Annotated in this window: 11 protein-coding genes; 10 read left to right on the plus strand and 1 reads right to left on the minus strand. The window is 60.7% G+C overall.

Annotated elements, in window-relative coordinates:
* The first annotated feature begins 8 nt into the window (after positions 1 to 8).
* Entirely contained in the window at positions 9 to 683 is a 675-nt protein-coding gene (locus HNQ40_RS07430; RefSeq protein WP_184677248.1) for a metallophosphoesterase family protein, read from the plus strand.
* Between the two features lie 26 nt (positions 684 to 709).
* Here the strand turns inward: HNQ40_RS07430 and HNQ40_RS07435 are convergent, their stop codons facing one another.
* The gene (locus tag HNQ40_RS07435) at positions 710 to 2,092 is read right to left on the minus strand and encodes a GspE/PulE family protein (RefSeq protein ID WP_184677249.1); all 1,383 of its coding nucleotides are present in this window, start codon (positions 2,090 to 2,092) and stop codon (positions 710 to 712) included.
* A 318-nt stretch (positions 2,093 to 2,410) separates the two neighbouring features.
* Here HNQ40_RS07435 and HNQ40_RS07440 point away from each other — a divergent pair, with 318 nt between their 5' ends.
* From HNQ40_RS07440 to HNQ40_RS07480, 9 genes are all read left to right on the plus strand, one after another.
* Positions 2,411 to 3,301, plus strand: a complete 891-nt coding sequence (locus tag HNQ40_RS07440) for a DnaJ domain-containing protein (RefSeq protein WP_184677250.1) — start codon at positions 2,411 to 2,413, stop codon at positions 3,299 to 3,301.
* Between the two features lie 103 nt (positions 3,302 to 3,404).
* Entirely contained in the window at positions 3,405 to 6,095 is a 2,691-nt protein-coding gene (gene clpB / locus HNQ40_RS07445; protein WP_184679198.1) for an ATP-dependent chaperone ClpB, read from the plus strand.
* A gap of 689 nt (positions 6,096 to 6,784) precedes the next feature.
* On the plus strand, positions 6,785 to 7,501 hold the full coding sequence (locus tag HNQ40_RS07450) for a PEP-CTERM sorting domain-containing protein (RefSeq protein WP_184677251.1): 717 nt from the start codon (positions 6,785 to 6,787) through the stop codon (positions 7,499 to 7,501).
* A gap of 141 nt (positions 7,502 to 7,642) precedes the next feature.
* Positions 7,643 to 8,302: a lamin tail domain-containing protein gene (locus HNQ40_RS07455; protein ID WP_184679199.1), complete on the plus strand. Its 660-nt coding sequence runs from the start codon at positions 7,643 to 7,645 to the stop codon at positions 8,300 to 8,302.
* 248 nt (positions 8,303 to 8,550) lie between these two features.
* Positions 8,551 to 9,363, plus strand: coding sequence for a type II secretion system protein (locus HNQ40_RS07460; RefSeq protein ID WP_184677252.1), 813 nt, complete (start codon positions 8,551 to 8,553; stop codon positions 9,361 to 9,363).
* Positions 9,364 to 9,448: 85 nt separating this feature from the next.
* Entirely contained in the window at positions 9,449 to 10,705 is a 1,257-nt protein-coding gene (locus tag HNQ40_RS07465) for a PEP-CTERM sorting domain-containing protein (RefSeq protein ID WP_184677253.1), read from the plus strand.
* 116 nt (positions 10,706 to 10,821) lie between these two features.
* Entirely contained in the window at positions 10,822 to 11,415 is a 594-nt protein-coding gene (locus tag HNQ40_RS07470) for a PEP-CTERM sorting domain-containing protein (RefSeq protein WP_221435415.1), read from the plus strand.
* Positions 11,416 to 11,530: 115 nt separating this feature from the next.
* Positions 11,531 to 13,522, plus strand: coding sequence for an endonuclease/exonuclease/phosphatase family protein (locus tag HNQ40_RS07475; protein WP_184677255.1), 1,992 nt, complete (start codon positions 11,531 to 11,533; stop codon positions 13,520 to 13,522).
* Between the two features lie 155 nt (positions 13,523 to 13,677).
* On the plus strand, positions 13,678 to 15,456 hold the full coding sequence (locus HNQ40_RS07480) for an endonuclease (protein WP_184677256.1): 1,779 nt from the start codon (positions 13,678 to 13,680) through the stop codon (positions 15,454 to 15,456).
* The last annotated feature ends 4 nt before the right edge of the window (positions 15,457 to 15,460 follow it).

Raw genomic sequence — 15,460 nt, forward strand, 5'->3', positions numbered from 1 at the left:
CTGCCGCCATGCGCATCTTTGCGATTGGCGATATCCACGGCTGCTCGTCTGCACTTCGGGCCTTGGTGAAACTGGTGGGGATCGGTGAGGAAGACCTGCTGATCACGCTCGGGGATTACGTGGACAAGGGCCCGGACACGCCTGGGGTGTTGGACTGGCTGTGTGCACGCCAACGCCACAACCCCGAATCGCTGATCGCACTGCGGGGCAACCACGACCAGATGATGCTCGACGCCCGCCACAACCACGCCGCGTTCAAGGATTGGTGGTACAGCAACGGCGACAAGACGCTCGACGCCTACCCCCCGTCCCGCGATGGGGACCCGCTCAGCTCGGTCCCGCAGCGCCACTGGGACTTCCTCGAAGACACACGGCTCTACTACGACACACCCACCCACTTCTACGTCCACGGCAACGTGAATCACGAACTGCCGCTCAGCAAGCAGTCCACGGACTCTCTGCTGTGGGACAAGTTTTACGACCCCGACCCGCACGTGTCGGGCAAGACCATGGTCGCGGGGCACACCTCGCAGAAGTCCGGCGAAGTATTAGACCTCGGCCACGCGGTATGCATCGACACCTGGGCCTGCGGTCAGGGCTGGCTGACTTGCCTCGAACCCGAGACCGGCCGGATCTGGCAGGCGAATCAAACGGGCAAGACCCGCATCACCGAGCGGGTTTGATCCCAACCCAATTTCCGGAGAATGGTTTACGCGTCGTTGGACGCGATGAGGCCGATGTCTTCGGCGTCGTCATCGCTGGATTGCACGTGTCCGACACCAATGGCTTGACGTAGATCGCCCAGGCTGATGAGCCCGACTTCGACCTTGGCCAGGCCATCATCGATCAGCGAGGTGTGGCCGCGCAGGTTGAGTTGATCGCGGATCTCGCGTTCGCTGGCATCGGCGAGGATGAGCTCGACGTCTTGCTCGGTGAGTTGGAGGACTTCGTAGACGCCGATGCGACCTTCGCCGGTGATCGCCTGGCGGCCGGCGTGGGCGGGCGTGTCGTAGCAGGTCTTGGGCACGCTTTTGCCTACGGCCTTGAGCCAGTGCAGGTCGGCCTCATCGGGCTCGACTTCGACCCGGGCCACGGGGTCGAGCCGGCGGACCAGGCGTTGGGCCACGACCATCCGCAGGCTGGCGGCGATCTGGTGGTTGCTCACCCCGCGGTTGCGCAGCGCGGTGATCGCGCCCGCCGCGTCGCGGCAGTGCAGGGTGCTCATCACGACCCGCCCGGTGATCGCGGCTTCGGCGGCGGCGTCGGCCGAGGCGTCGTCTCGCATCTCGCCAACCATCACGATGTTGGGGTCCAGCCGCAGCATCGATCGGATCGCGACGGGGAACGTCAGGCCTTGTCGCTCATTGACCTGGATCTGGGTCAGGCCTTCGAGGCGGTACTCGACGGGGTCTTCGATGGTGACCACGCTGCGGGCGCTGTTGCGGAAGCGCTGCAGGAGGGTGTAGAGCGTGGTGGTCTTGCCGCTGCCGGTGGGGCCGACGGTCAGGAACAGGCCGTCGGGGTTCTCGGCCCAGCGTTCGATGGTTTGGAATTGCGCTCCACTGAGGCCGATGCCGTCGAGCTGCTGGTTGGCCCGTTGCGGGTCGAGCAAGCGGATCGCGATCTTGTCGCCGGCCACCGAGGGGATGGTGGTGACGCGGAGGTCGACGTGGTGGCCGTTGATCTCTTGACGCCAGCGGCCCTCTTGCGGGGTGAAGCTGCGCATGGGGTCGATCTCGGCTGCGCCCTTGACCTGGTTGATCAGCCGCTGCGTGCTGTCGCCGAGGAACTCCGCCGTGTCGTAGAGCACGCCGTTGACCCGGAAGCGGACGATGCAACCGTCGTTGGCGGGGTCGATGTGAATGTCGGATGCGCCTTGCTGAGTCGCATCAAGCACAAGGGTTGACGCGAGGTTGGCTGCGGCACTTTCGTCGCTGCGTAACGCTTCGTGGGTGGCCGGCACCATGTCCGGGTGCAGCTGGCGAAGCGGTTCCTCGCGGACTTCTTCGTTCAGGTCCAAGGGGGCGTCCTCGGCCGAGGCGCGATACAAACGGAAGGAACGTACGGGCGCGGGCGAGGTCTTTTCGGCCATGGTCTTGGATCTCTCGAATAGAGTTGAACTGAAACGTCTGACGGGCCGTGAAGACAGAAGCCCGATCGAATTACCATCCCATCGGCCGAATCATTCCCTCAATACGGTGACTCACGATTCCTGCCAGAAAATTTGCGGGGCCACGGCTCAACTCGGACGCTGACCATCGGCGTCGTGGCCAGCGGAGTGATGCGGCCCAAAAAACTGCCAAATCGGCATGTTTTGACGAAAAATGTCAGGCAAAACAATGAAAAATAGGGGTTTACGACGTTTGGCGTGGCAAGCAGATTGCTTTTTGTTCAGCGAGAGAATGAATCCATGGCTGTGAAGTTTGAAGACTACTACCAAGTTCTCGGCGTGGCCCGCGACGCGTCGGCCGATGAGATCAAGCGCGCTTATCGGAAGCTCGCCCAGAAGCTGCATCCCGACCGCAACGATGCCCCGGATGCGGCGGAGAAGTTCAGCAAAGTCAGCGAGGCGTACGAAGTCCTCAAAGACCCCGAGAAGCGTAAGCGCTACGACCAGTTTGGCGCGAATTACAAAGCGGGTCAGGACTTCCGTCCGCCCCCGGGATTCGAAGGCTTCGGCGGCGACTCGCGGGGCTTTCACTTCGAAGGGCAGGACTTCTCCGACTTCTTCCGCCAAATGTTCGGCGGCCAAGGCGGAGCACAAGGCAACCCGTTCGGGGGTGATCCCTTCGGCGGCGCGGCCCAGGCCCCGCGTGAGCAAGAAGCGGAGATCACCGTCCCGCTCTACGAGGCGTACCACGGCGGCACCCGACAGCTCACCCTCAGCGGCGGCGCGATGGGGGCGGGCAAGAAGGTCGACGTCAAGATCCCGCCCCGACTCAAGCCCGGCAGCAAGATACGCCTGCGTGGCGAAAACCTGATCCTCAAGGTCAACGTGGCGCTCGACCCGCGCTTCGGCGTCGACGGCGTGAACCTCACGGCCGACCTGAAGATCAGCCCCGCGCTCGCGGCGCTGGGCGGCAAGGCCGACGTCGAAACGCTCGACGGCACGGTCAGCATGACCATCCCCCCCGGCATCACCTCGGGCAGCAAGCTGCGCGTCCGCGGGAAGGGCCTGGGGCCGGAAGCCAAGCGGGGCGATTTGCTGGTGCGTGTTCTCGTGAACGTGCCCAAGGAATTGACCGACGAGCAGCGCAAGCTCTACGAACAACTACGCGATCTCGAATTGGATGGCCCCTGATCTAATCAAGTCGGTTTAGCGGTCGATCGTAGATCGACCCGGAGGCGGGCCAAGGCGATCTACGATCGCCCGCTAAACAATCCGAATGAAGAAAGGTGTCGATATGGACCCCAACAAGTTCACTCAGAAAACCCAGGAGGCGTTGCAGAACGCCCAGAGCACCGCGATCGAACGCGGCCACCAGGCCGTGGACATCGAGCACGTCATCCTTGCGCTCGTTGAACAGCCCGAAGGATTGATCCCGCGGTTGCTGGACAAACTCAAGCGTCCGGCCGACGTCGTGGCGGGCGAGCTGCGTCGCGATCTGGACGCCCGCCCATCGGTCAGCGGCGGCAGCGCAGCCCAGGGCCAAGTGGCCATCACCCAGGGGCTGCAGCAACTGCTCGTGGCGGCGGAGAAACAGGCCAACCAACTCAAAGACGAGTACGTCAGTGTTGAGCACCTCGTGCTCGCGATGCTTGCCGACGGCAAGTCCCGAGCGGCGAAAATCTTCAATGACTTGGGGGTTTCGCTCGACGCGTTCCGCACCGCGTTGACCGAGGTGCGTGGTCCTCAGCGGGTCCAGTCTTCCAACCCCGAAGCGACCTACGAATCCCTCGCCAAGTACGGCCGTGACCTCGTCGAGGCGGCACGCTCGGGCAAGATGGACCCGGTGATCGGGCGGGACGAAGAGATCCGCCGGACGATCCGCATCCTGTCGCGTAAGACCAAGAATAACCCCGTGCTCATCGGCGAGCCGGGCGTGGGCAAGACCGCGATCGCCGAGGGCCTGGCCCAGCGCATCGTGCGCGGCGACGTGCCCGAAGGCTTGAAAGAAAAGACCGTCTTCTCTCTGGACATGGGCGCGCTCATCGCGGGCGCTAAGTTCCGCGGCGAGTTTGAAGAACGGCTGAAAGCGGTGCTCAACGAAGTGAAACAGGCCGATGGGCAGATCATCCTGTTCATCGACGAGCTGCACACGATCGTCGGCGCGGGCAAGGCCGACGGCGCGATGGACGCGGGCAACCTGCTCAAGCCCATGCTGGCCCGCGGTGAGCTGCACTGCATCGGCGCGACCACGCTCAACGAGTATCGGCAGCACATCGAAAAAGACGCAGCGCTGGAGCGACGATTCCAACCCGTGCTCGTCGATCAGCCCACGGTCGAAGACACGATCAGCATCCTCCGTGGCCTGCGCGAACGCTTCGAGGTTTTCCATGGCGTGAAGATCACCGACGGCGCTCTCGTGAACGCCGCCACGATGTCGCACCGCTACATCACCGACCGGTTCCTGCCGGACAAAGCGATCGACCTGGTCGACGAGGCCTGCGCGATGATCCGCACGGAGATGGACTCTATGCCTGCTGAGCTCGACGACCTGACGCGACGCGTGATGCAATTGGAGATCGAAGAAGCGGCGCTCAAGAAAGAAACCGATGAGGCGAGCCGCTTGCGGCTTAGCGCTCTGCAAAAAGAACTCGCCGACCTGCGCACCGAAGCAGACTCGATGCGGGCGCAGTGGGAGAACGAGCGCGGCAACGTCGACAAGGTGCGTCAGCTGCGCGAGGAAATCGAGCAGACGAAGCTCGCGATCGAGCAGGCCGAGCAGAGCTACGAGTTGGAGAAGGCCGCCGAGTTGAAGTACGGCAAACTCCCCGAACTCGAGAAGCAGTTGGCAAGTGAGGAAGTGAGCGACGAGGCGCGAGGCGCGAGTGGCGAGGCTGGGTCCTCAAACCTCACCCCTCAAGCCTCACGCCTCTTCCGTGACGCGGTGACCGACGATGAGATCGCTCAGATCGTCGCCCGCTGGACCGGCATCCCCGTTGCCCGGCTGGTGGAGGGCGAGCGCGAGAAGCTTCTGCGTTTGGCGGACCAACTCCACGAGCGCGTCATCGGCCAGGACGAAGCGGTCCAGCTCGTGGCCGACGCGGTGCTGCGTGCCCGGGCCGGCATCAAGGACCCCAAGCGGCCCATCGGCAGCTTCCTGTTCCTGGGCCCGACGGGCGTGGGCAAGACCGAGCTGTGCAAGGCCTTGGCTGAGGCGCTCTTTGACAGCGAAGACAACCTCGTCCGCCTGGATATGTCCGAGTACATGGAGAAGCACAGCGTCGCCCGGCTGATCGGCGCCCCTCCCGGTTACGTCGGTTACGACGAGGGTGGCCAGCTCACCGAAGCGGTCCGCCGTAAGCCCTACAGCGTGGTGCTGTTCGACGAGGTCGAGAAGGCCCACCCGGACGTATTCAACGCGCTGCTACAGGTGCTCGACGACGGGCAGCTGACCGACAGCCAGGGCCGAACGGTGAACTTCAAGAACACCGTGATCATCATGACCAGCAACCTGGGCAGCCAGTTCATGCTCGACGATGCCATCCTGTCCGGCGACGGCGGCAACGCCATGTCCGAGCAGACCAAGAACCAGGTCATGGCCGCGGTGCGTAGCCACTTCCGCCCCGAGTTCCTCAACCGGGTCGATGACATCGTCATGTTCACTCCCTTGGGACTGGGCGAAATAGAGAAGATAGTGACCCTACTCACCGCCGACGTGCAGAAGCGGCTGGATGACCGGCGGATCACACTAGAGCTGACCGATGCTGCCACGAAGCACCTCGCCGAGGCCGGCCACGACCCGGTTTACGGGGCCCGACCGCTCAAACGCTACCTCCAACACCAGCTCGAGACCCGTTTGGCCAAGGCCCTGATCGGGGGCGAGGTCGCGGAGGGCAGCACCGTCACGATGGACTACGCCGAGGATGAAGCAGATACCGCGGACGGTGGCTTGCGATTGATCGTGACCCCCGCCCCTGAACTGCGCTGACTCGATCCCGGCAGCCTGATTCCCGAGGTCTGGCGACACCAGCCCGGCGTGCTCTGTCGGCGCTGGTGGCGACGGTCGGCTTGCGCGTTTGGAGTGGGCCACAGACATCGTGCTTGACACTCAAAACCCCTTGGAACAAAGTGTTTCAGGCGAGAGATTGGCTGCATGAAAACTGTGCAATGGGGTGGAAATCCCCTTGTTTTGCATAGCGTTTAATCAGTTTAATTAGAACTCGGTTAGTAAATGATCAAAATAACGGAAAACCCGCAAATCAGCCTAGACAGGGGGTTGTGTCCGGCTATATTCGAGGTGTTGCCGAGTGCTTTGAAGCACGCCTTTTCGGCATGATGGAAGGGACTTGGGTGGAGGCGAAAGCCGAGGGCCATGTCCCCCAAACCAGAAGCAATCCACGCCCTGTGGGTTGGACCGACGGCAGCGGTCGAAAAATGCTGCACCTAACCCTCCGGGGAAACACCCGATCGCCGTCAATACCTCGTATTGCCACGGCTTGATCGCTTGTGTGTGTTTTGAGCGGTGCAGTCATTAACTCAGAACACATTGTGGATTGACTTGTTTCTCACTCGGGCGACCCTGTGAGTGAGCTTAGACTTGTGCGTGTGTTTGCCCGGCCGCAGTGGCTGGGCTGGAGTAGAGAACTAGATTTGTATTGGAATTGGAGGCTTGAAGCTATGAAACGTGCATTGTTTGGTATTGCTGCTGCTGCTTGTTTTGCGCAGGGTGGCTCTGCCGCGGCTGAGGTTTTGTTTTCGGAAACATTCGAGGCTGATCAGAGCCAGTTCTCCCTCTCGTCGGATTTCATCGATAGCACGAACGACTACTTCGCGGTGGTCGGTACCGGCGACATTTCGACCGTGAACGATTACACCGGCTTCGGTGGTTCGTCTTTCTTCGCTGCGGAAGACACCGACGACAATGGGGGTAACGGCAACGATATCCAAACCCTGACCTTCACCGTCGACATCACCGGTGCGACCGACCTGAGTTTTTCGGGTCTCTTTGCTGAGTCTGGCGGAGCAAACTACGACGCCCTCGACTCTATCGTTATCACTGGTTCGATCGACGCGGGTGCATCCTTCAACATCCTGGCTTTTGAAACGGTCCAAGATGGCGATGCGTTTAACTCCGCGGTGCTCTCGCAAGACACTGACTTTGATGGTGAAGGTGATGGTACGGCTCTCTCCGAAGAGTTCTCTACCTTTACCGGCAGCATCACCGGCACCGGTTCGAGCCTGACCGTTGAAATCGCGGTCTTTATGGACTCGGCGAGCGAAGAAATCGCTTTTGATAACCTGGTTATCGAGGGTGTTATCCCCGAACCCGCCAGCCTCGCGCTGGTCGGCCTGGGTGGCCTGGCCATGCTCGGCCGCGGGCGTCGTCGCGCATAAGTCTTGAAATATATCGCTCCCAGCCTTCTAATAAGGGTTGGGAGTTTTTTGGTCATTTGTGAGATATGTACAGATTGATAAGTCTCCCGCTGTGCGTCGCAGCGGCTCAAATTGGATCATGATCTTTAATGGAGGGCTCAAATGAGCATGAAGAAACTGTTTGGAAGTTTGACGGCGGCAGGTTTGGCGTTTGGCTTGGCTGGTCAAGCCAATGCGGACCTGTTCATCAACGAAGTGATCGGCAGCACCACCGGTGCGGACGCCGAGTTTATTGAGATCTACAACAGCGGGCCCACCGCGGTGGATCTCTCGGGCTATCAGATCCTCGAGATCGAAAGCGATTCCGGTGCCTCGCAAGGTACCGTCGATGACACCTTTGAAATCGCCAGCGGCACCATCGCGGCCGGTGGGTACTTCTTGATCGGCAACGCGACTTTCACGGCGGGCTACGGCATCACGCCGGACCTCGAGCTGAACATCTCGATTGAAAACAGCTCGTACACCCTCCTGTTGCAAGACGACTCCGCGACGACGCTGTACTCGGCATTCGTCACGGATGGCGGCGCCGGCGATGCGGCTCAAGGCGGTGTGGCTCCGGATATCTCCGTCGGCCCCGACGGCACCTTCCTCCCCGCCGGCTTCGGCTTGTCGGGTGATGGCGGTTCGACGGCTTACCTCCTCGAATTTTCTCCGGTCCCCGCGCCTTCGGCGACCCCGGGTGCCGCGAACATCCCCGAACCCGCCAGCCTCGCGCTGGTCGGTCTGGGCGGCCTGGCCATGCTCAGCCGCCGCCGCAAGTAAGCCCCGGCTAACGCCATGGGCTGCGGAATGCAGTGAAAAAATCGGGCCGGCTTGTCGAAAAGCAAGCCCGCCCCTTGAATCAAAAGACTCAGTCAGCCCTTGGAAGAAGGGCAACCCCCGCCTCCGGCCGTCAGCAGTGCTGTGCCGGGCAGGGCGGGGACGGGTAAGCAGGGGTTTGGAAGACAAAGGCGACGACGCCGGCGTATCCCGTGTGAACCTGGATAGGAAAAACCAAGGACGAAACGAACATGCGACGAAAACCCCAAACCCAAGCTTTTACCCTGATCGAACTGCTGGTCGTGATTTCTATCATCGCCCTGCTCATCGGCATCCTGCTCCCCGCGCTGGGCGCGGCCCGGGGCACGGCTCGGAGTATCGCCTGCTTGAGCAACCTCAAGCAGTGGGGCATCGCCACGAATATCTACATGGTTGAGAATCGTGACTGGTTGCCCGCGATCGGTGCCAACTTCGTCGACCCCAAGCTGGAAAACGACCCGGCTTTCTGGTTTAACGCCCTTCCCAACCTCGTTGAGTCGACCACTCCCTACGAGGCGACCCAAGAGGGTTTGACGATGAATGAATACCGAGATGGGGCGGGCGGTATCTGGTTCTGCCCAGAGATTCAGGAAAACGGAGATAATGAATTCCACTACGGCATGAACCTGACGCTTGGCGGCAAAAACAATGTTCGCCCACTGGTTCTTCCAAAGCGTGATCACATCAACGCTTTGGATATCCCCCGTGCCTCTCGTACCGTGGTTTTCGGCGAGCAGGGGAATGACGAAGAGAACATCGGCCTGATCTCCGTTGCGTCGGACCAAGGCAACACGATCCCTTCGCCGGGCTTTGTGGGCCCCAACGACGGTTCCTCACGCATCGCGGCGGACCGGCACCAAGGTGACTCCAGCAATATCCTGTTTGTGGATGGACACGGCTCATCCTTTGATGAGGAAAGTCTTCTTACCTACAGCCAGGCGATGACCGTAGCGGACGTCTTTACGGGCAACTATCAACCCAACGTCACCGCAGATGGTGCGGCTGAGTGGGGGCCGTTTGAGTAACCCGCACCGATTGATTTGAACAGGGCTGTGTTATGCCTTTAAACGTGATCCACGATAAATTTGTTTACTAAATGGAGGATTCAGAATGTCTCGTAATTTGAAATTCAGCACCATGGCGCTGTTGGCGGCAGTCGCCTCGCCGGCCTTTGGTCAGACCACGATTGGCTCGGACACCTTCGACGGCGGTGCAGGTGAGATTTACACCTCCCGCGTCTTCACGCCCGACAACAGTGCGAACAACGGCAACTTTGGCGGATCGATTTTCGACAACTTCGGCATTATCGATCCGACCGGTGGCGGTGTGCCGTTCGACTTCTTGGACGACTCGACGACTTTCATTGCTGACCGTTTCGGTATTTTCCAGTCGGGCGACCGTGACCGGTTTGTCGGCATGCAGGACACGGTGAACGGCAGCAACCCCGGCGGTACGGTCCAGATTGACTGGACGTTCGATATCTCGGGCTATGAGAACATCCAGGTCTCGGTCGATATGGCTGCCGTTGGCGACTTCGAGGGTGATGACACCTTTGATTTCTTCGCCCAGATCGACGGTGGATCTCTGCAAAACCCCATTACCGCGACCGCTCAAAGCGGCACGTTCTATGACGTGACGGTTGAAAACGGCAGCACCTACGAAAGCTATGCCACGCCGTTCTTCGACGACGTTGAATGGGATGACCTGATCGCCAACGGCCCCGGCGTCTCGACCACCGGCGACACGGTCGACTTCCACCCGCTGGATAACGGTCTCGACGGCGACACCACCGCGATGGACGGGTTCATCCCCGAAGAACTGCTGAGCAGCACCACCAACGAAGAGCGTGCCTACAACGTCACGAACAGCTTCGGCAACTTCGATCAGATTGAATTCGAAGCGTTCAAGGATCCCGTGGTGGTCACCACCGCGTCGGGCACCACTCAGCTCGACAACACCCTGCAAACCATCACTGCCGATATCTCGGGAACCGGCGACACCCTGACCCTCAGCTTCTTCGCCAGCTCCAACAGCAGCCCCGAGGTGTTCGCGTTCGACGACCTGCTCATCACCGGTGACCTGATCGATACCGGCACCATCCTCGCAGGTGACTACAACGGCAACGGCGTCGTGGACGCCGCCGACTACACCGTCTGGCAAGACAGCTTCGGCGACACCGTGGTTGCGGGCACCGGCGCGGACGGAAATGAAAACGGCGTGATCGACGCCGCGGACTACACCGTCTGGCAGGACAACTTCGGCAACACGGCCTCCGGATCCGGTGCGACCGTCATTCCTGAGCCCAGCGCTGGCCTGATCCTCGCGGGTCTGGGTGCCCTGGCGGCCCGTCGCCGCCGTAAGGCCTGATTCAGGCGTCCCAAAGCGGCCTGTTTTTCGAATTTTTACTGGAATTTTTACCGTTTTCCGCTAACCTTAAACGTGAATTTGTATAAGTATTTGGAGGATTTTTACCTATGAAAGCTATGACTAAGATGATTTCGTCCGCCGCTGTGGCGGTTCTTGCGGCCAGCCCCGCTCTGGCCCAGCCCACGCTCAACGCGGTCTACGAAGGCGAAACTGCTGGCGGTAACAACGCGTTCCTGTTCGAGATCATCTCCGATGACCTGACCGGTTCGTACGCCATCGAGCTCGGCTTCGAAGCTGCGATCAACGATTCGCTGTTCAATAGTGCCGTGGCGGTTGATCAAGAATCGCAAACCGCGGGTTTCGATGGCCTGCTGGGATACACCGCTGAAGAGGACACCTACTACTTCGACGGTAACTTCGGCACCTCCAACCCCGGCAACAACCCGTTCACCGGTACCGAGACCAATGGTTTCATCCAAACCCCTACGACCCTGTTCATGAGCTTCGGCTCTTCGACCGATCAAGGCAGCCCGGTTTCGGTTGTCCGGATCGTGACCCCTGATGAATCGATCACCTACTCGGGCATCATTGCCCAGGGTGGCGAGAACTTCCAGGTCAGCGGCACCGCGAACGTGCCCGAACCCACCACCGCCGCTCTGTTGGCCGCGGGTGGTCTGGCGATTCTCCGTCGCCGTCGCCAGCAAGCCTGATCGTTTGATCGGCTAAATCAGAGATTACAGCAGCAGGGGTACCTTACCGGGTATCCCTGCTCTTTTTTTCGAAATGGTTCGAAACCACTTCGAGCATCGCCAACGCCGCGAGGGTATGAAGTTGAAAAAACTGCGATTGTTCTCATTGCCCGTCATGATGTGTTTGGCCGGTGCCTTGCACGCTCCCGCCGAAGCACAGCTCCGCATCGTGACCTACAACACGCTGGACAAGCCTGTCAGCTTGTCTGACGACTCGCAATTCCAGACGATTTTCGGTGCAATTGCTACCGAACCGGTAAACGGTATCGTTCGTCCGGTGGATGTTCTGGCGCTGCAGGAGCAAACCCTTAGCGGGTCGGTGAATACCGCTACGGACATCGCTAACCTGCTCAATGCTCTACACAACACCACCTCTTACAGTGCGATTACGACGGGTAACGGCGTGGACCGCTTGGCGATCGTTTACAACAGCAGCACGGTCGACCTGTTGGGTTCGACATCTATCGGTGTTGGAATTCGGCCGGGTGTTCGGGGGCATTTCCGGCCCGTCGGATATACCGACGCGGGGTCGGATTTTTATGTCTACTCGGCTCACCTAAAAGCGGGCAGTTCTTCCAGCGATTTCACCACCCGCGCCTCGGAAGTGAACAACCTGCGTAACAATGCCGATGCTCTCGGGGCGGATGCGAATGTGATTTTTGCGGGTGACTTTAACCTGCAGTCGTCATTTGACGACGCGTATCAGAATTTCTTTGCCAGTGGCAATGCGCAGGCGGTGGATCCATCGGGACTCAGCTTTTGGGGTTCATCCACTCCTGAATTGATGACTCAATCCACGCGCACCACCACCCTTTCAGATGGCGGTGTACCCGGCGGCCTCGACGACCGCTTCGATTTCCAATTAGTTTCTGAAGAAGTCGCTAATGGCAGTGGGTTTGCCATCATCACTCCGGAGAGTACCGGGTCTGCAGCCACGTCTTATCGTGCGTTCGGGAACGACGGGACCAGTTACAACCAGGCCATCAACGCGACCACCACGGGGCGTTCGCAACCCGCATCGGTGCTTAACGCGCTACATGACTTCAGCGATCACCTGCCCGTGGTCGCGGATTACCAGCTCCCCGCATTACTGGATCTGGATGTGAGTATCACGGCGACGGATGTCTTCGCAGGCACCGGGGTGGCCGTCTTAGCGAATGTCGATAACGTCGCTCCCGTGGCTACCGACAACGCAGCGGATAGCCTCAGCTACTCGATGACCGCGACCGGCGATGTAAGTTCGAATACGGTGTTTACCGGTGATCTCAGCGTATCGGATACACCCAACTCTCACGCATGGCTCGTCGATACCTCCGCTGCCGGCCAGAAGGACAGCACGGTGAGCTACACCAGCGCGTCTGACGGCGTGGCCGACCGGGACATCGATGTGACGGTCAATGTTTTCGATCACGCAACCGCGAGCTTTGCTTCCGACAGCGTGACCAAGAGCCTGGAGATCGATTTCGGCACGGTGGAACTCGGCTTCAGCGAGGGGCAAACCGAAGACCTGGTGACGCTGTTCAACCTGGAATCGACGGTTGATTTCACCTCCGCACTCGCGATCGATTCGGACTGGATGGCGGTGTCGGGTGACACGTCCACGTTGGGCTTCCTGGGAACGTTCCCCGTGGAGGGGGATCTGGATGCGGGGGAAAGCCGATTTCAGGTTGTGACGCTGGATACGACGACGGCGGGCACGTTCAGCGCGACGTACGAGCTCGAAGTGGGCGACGCGTTGGAAGCGGCGGGCGCGTTGACCGAGACGCTGACTCTGACGCTGCTCGCGGAAGTGGTTTCTTCGTTGCTTGCGGGCGACTACAACGGCAACGGTGTGGTGGACGCGGCGGACTACACGGTGTGGCAGGACAGCTTCGGCTCGACGGTTGATCTTGCGGCGGACGGCAACGGCAACGGTGTGGTGGACGCGGCGGACTACACGGTATGGCAGGACAACTTCGGCTCGACGTCGGGCGGCGGTTCGTCGGTGGTGATCCCCGAACCCGGTACCGTAACGCTGGTGGGCCTTGGCCTTTTGGGGCTGAGCCGCCGCGGACGACGTGCCGGGTAAGGCATTTGTCGTCTGGTTCCATGAATTACTTAGATGGAGTTTGAGCCATTGTTAGGCCCGACTCCCCGGATTACAGAAAGCGTTTCATCTTGTTCAAAACAGTTTTTTCTCCTGCGGTTGTTTCCGGAGTCCTATTTGCTGTAACCCCCGCCGCCATGGCGGGCCCCTATGACGCCCCCGCAACGTACTACGACACCGCGACCGGAACCGGCTCTACGCTCAAGAGCCAACTCCACAACATCATCGATGGCCATACCGTCTTCAGCTACGGCGACGCCCGGACGATCCTGCAGATCACGGATCAGGACCCCAACGATTCCGACCGCATGCTGTTGGTCTACGACCGGACCTCGCTGGATGTCTCGGCGATCAATCCCAACGGAAGCATCCCGGGCTGGGACAGCGGGGTTTCGTGGAACCGCGAACACACCTGGCCTCGCTCGCGTGGCGTGAACTCGTCAGGCCCCGACAACAGCGACCTCCATCAATTGCGTCCTTCCGACAACGGAATCAACAGCGACCGCGGCAGCCTGAACTTCGGCGGAGCTTTCGGCTCCAACGGCGGCTCGTATGGGACCGTCAGCGACGGCGGGACCTTCTGGTATCCCGGTGATGCCGACGCAGGCATGATCGCCCGCCAGCAGTTCTACATGGCGGTGCGCTACGACGGTTCGGACAGCGACACCCAGGACTTGGAACTGTCTTCGGGCAACCCCGGCTCGGGCCTGGGCAACCTCGACCGTCTGATCGAGTGGCACTTCGCCGCCCCGGCGGACGACTTTGAGCTCCGGCGAAACGATGTCATCTACGACAACTATCAGGGCAACCGCAACCCGTTTGTTGATCGCCCCGAGTTTGTGTGGTCGGTCTTTGTCGATCAGCAAAACGACAGCCGGCTTTCGCTGGGCGGCACCACGGTCAACAGCGATGGATCGTCGACCCTCGACCTCGACTTGGGGCAGGTCTTCGTCGGCGGCGCTGCACCGACTTCAGACACCGTGGCCCTCAACAAAACGGGCAACGACGGCACCTACTACAGCGTGACCACCACCGGCAGCGTAACCAGCAACATCACCGGCAGGCTCAACGCCTTCCAAACCGGGACGACGGGTAGCGAGACTCTGCAGATCGGCGTGAACGCCGACGCCAGCTCGGCCGGGGCCTTCGGCGGAACCGTGACCATCGACAACCTCGACGTCACCACCGCCGGTGGAACAGGTCGAGGCGATAACGACGGCGACGATGTGATCAACGTGACCTACTCGGTCTTCGACCACGCGACCGCGAGTTTCGCCTCGGACAGCGTCACCAAGAGCCTGCAGATCGATTTCGGCACCGTGGATGTTGGATTTAACAGTGGACAGGTGGCGGAGGTCTTCTCGTTGTTCAACCAGGAGTCGACGGTCGATTTCACCTCTGCCTTGTCGGTGGGCAGTTGGTCCGAAGTCGCAGGTGATGGCTCGGCGTTTGACTTCCTCGCAGCGTTCCCGATTGAAGGTGATCTGAATGCCGGCGACAGCCGACTCCAGGCAGCACTTCTGGATACGACGTCAGCGGGCGTATTCAGCGCGACGTACGAGCTTGAGGTGGGCGACGCGTTGGAAGCGGCGGGGGCGTTGACCGAGACGCTGACGCTGACGCTGCTGGCGGAGGTGGTTTCTTCGGTGCTTGCGGGCGACTACAACGGCAACGGCGTGGTGGACGCGGCGGACTACACGGTGTGGCAGGACAGCTTCGGCTCGACGGTTGATCTTGCGGCGGACGGCAACGGCAACGGCGTGGTGGATGCTGCGGACTACACGGTGTGGCAGGACAACTTCGGCTCGACGTCGGGCGGCGGTTCGTCGGTGGTGATCCCCGAACCCGGGACCGTGACGCTGGTGTTGGTCAGCCTGATGGGGATGGCCGGCCGGCGACAGCGTCGGCAGCGATAAGCGT

This window comes from Algisphaera agarilytica (assembly GCF_014207595.1).
Taxonomy (GTDB): Bacteria; Planctomycetota; Phycisphaerae; order Phycisphaerales; family Phycisphaeraceae; genus Algisphaera; species Algisphaera agarilytica.

What these genes read in the sequence shown, in the direction of transcription:
- HNQ40_RS07430 (WP_184677248.1), top strand. Translation starts at nt 9, where the DNA reads ATGCGCATCTTTGCGATTGGCGATATCCACGGCTGCTCGTCTGCACTT.
- HNQ40_RS07435 (WP_184677249.1), bottom strand. Translation starts at nt 2,092, where the DNA reads ATGGCCGAAAAGACCTCGCCCGCGCCCGTACGTTCCTTCCGTTTGTAT.
- HNQ40_RS07440 (WP_184677250.1), top strand. Translation starts at nt 2,411, where the DNA reads ATGGCTGTGAAGTTTGAAGACTACTACCAAGTTCTCGGCGTGGCCCGC.
- clpB (WP_184679198.1), top strand. Translation starts at nt 3,405, where the DNA reads ATGGACCCCAACAAGTTCACTCAGAAAACCCAGGAGGCGTTGCAGAAC.
- HNQ40_RS07450 (WP_184677251.1), top strand. Translation starts at nt 6,785, where the DNA reads ATGAAACGTGCATTGTTTGGTATTGCTGCTGCTGCTTGTTTTGCGCAG.
- HNQ40_RS07455 (WP_184679199.1), top strand. Translation starts at nt 7,643, where the DNA reads ATGAGCATGAAGAAACTGTTTGGAAGTTTGACGGCGGCAGGTTTGGCG.
- HNQ40_RS07460 (WP_184677252.1), top strand. Translation starts at nt 8,551, where the DNA reads ATGCGACGAAAACCCCAAACCCAAGCTTTTACCCTGATCGAACTGCTG.
- HNQ40_RS07465 (WP_184677253.1), top strand. Translation starts at nt 9,449, where the DNA reads ATGTCTCGTAATTTGAAATTCAGCACCATGGCGCTGTTGGCGGCAGTC.
- HNQ40_RS07470 (WP_221435415.1), top strand. Translation starts at nt 10,822, where the DNA reads ATGACTAAGATGATTTCGTCCGCCGCTGTGGCGGTTCTTGCGGCCAGC.
- HNQ40_RS07475 (WP_184677255.1), top strand. Translation starts at nt 11,531, where the DNA reads ATGAAGTTGAAAAAACTGCGATTGTTCTCATTGCCCGTCATGATGTGT.
- HNQ40_RS07480 (WP_184677256.1), top strand. Translation starts at nt 13,678, where the DNA reads ATGGCGGGCCCCTATGACGCCCCCGCAACGTACTACGACACCGCGACC.